The sequence below is a fragment of the Acetobacter cerevisiae genome (assembly GCF_001580535.1).
In the GTDB taxonomy this organism is placed as follows: Bacteria; Pseudomonadota; Alphaproteobacteria; order Acetobacterales; family Acetobacteraceae; genus Acetobacter; species Acetobacter cerevisiae.
On the sequence record NZ_LHZA01000035.1, the window covers coordinates 1 to 1,466 of the forward strand.

Consider the following 1,466-nt stretch of genomic DNA (forward strand, 5'->3'; position numbering starts at 1 on the left):
GTCTGGAAGCAATCGGCAAGAAGCCATTGTCAGGCGACTGGGTGCCAGACTGGGCAACACCTGAGAAAGCGATAGAAGCAGGTCTGCACTATCGTCAGCAGATTGAGCAGGCTTCGGACGACTATGATCCGGCAGAAGGTCTTAATCCCGGTGAGGCTGCTGAGGGTGCCCCTGAAAGTGAACGGGAGCATGTCAGGTCCGTTGTGACCGATCTTGTTCTGGAAGCCTCAGAGACGCTCCCTTCCCCTGCTGACGGCACACGCTATTTCAAGACTGTCATGGGTGTGGTTGACGGCACCACAACGCCGCTGGGGCCACTGCTGGACCGCTGGGAACGGGAAAGAGACCAGACGATCAGTAAGGCGTCACGGGCCATGGATGCAGCCGCTATCAACCATTTTGCAGCTTATGTGGCTGAGCATGAGGGGCAGACGCTGGGCATCACGGTGAAAGACCCCATGCAGCACCTCCGGGCTAAAGGGCTGGAAAGCCTTGAGCTGAGGATGCTGGGTGGTTTCACGGAATGGCTGCTGGATAGTGCTGGTCTGACTGCCAAGACCGTGGGGAGCCGTGTCAGCCCCCTGAAGATGTTCTGGGACTGGTGCATTCGCAAGCATATCATCTCTGGGCCAAATCCGTGGGATGGTGCCACTCGTGGTCTGAAGCAGCAGGCAGCACAGCAGGGCAAGAGCCGACCAAAGCGCCGGGAGTTCTCAGAAACTGAGTTGCTGGCTATCCTGAAAGCGGACCCGGACCAAAGGCGCTGGGCGTGGGGGCAGGCTATCCGTGACCTGATGCCCTTGGGTTTGCTGACAGGGGCAAGGCAGAACGAGCTGTGCAGCCTGACTGTGGACAGGGTTGTGCAGGTGCCAGGAGGTGAGTTGCTGGGCATTGGGGTGATTGAAGAGGACGCCAAGAACTCCAATTCCATCAGGCGGGTTCCGCTGCATCCTCTGGTTAGGCCAATCATTGAAAGGCGGCTTGCTGCTGCCATTGCCACAGGTGAACCAGACGCGCCCTTGTTTCCTGAGTGCAAGCCCGGAGGGCCACAAGGGAAGCGTGGTTATTACTTCTCAAAACGCTTCACGGACTTCAGGCGGGATGTGCTGGGCAGGGCATCGGACGGTCTGGTGGCGTTCCACAGCTTCAGGAAATGCTTTGGCACCTACATGCGGAGGGCTGCCGTGGCGGGTGTGTCTGAATGTCAGCTATCAGTTGCTCAGAAGCTGATGGGGCATAAGCCTCAGACCATCACAGAGACCACCTATATGGAAGCAGAGATGCCGTGGCCGGTCTATGAAGCTGCCATTCTGGGCATGGTGGACAAAGGGCTGCCGGAAAGTGTTCGGGCTGCCCTTAACCAAAAAGCCCACACAGAGACTTTCAAAGACCGCTGAGGGCGGCCCTGTTCCCCTCCGGCATAGTGGGGCCGGGAAGTGACTGAAAGAGTCTGTGTGAGCTGATCG

At 58.3% G+C, this 1,466-nt stretch carries 1 protein-coding gene; it reads left to right on the top strand.

Translation table 11 applies throughout. From position 1 onward, the window contains the following. Positions 1–1,397, top strand: a 1,397-nt coding sequence (locus AD928_RS00215) for a tyrosine-type recombinase/integrase (protein WP_062247332.1), incomplete at its 5' end; no start/stop codon positions are given. Positions 1,398–1,466: the final 69 nt, after the last annotated feature.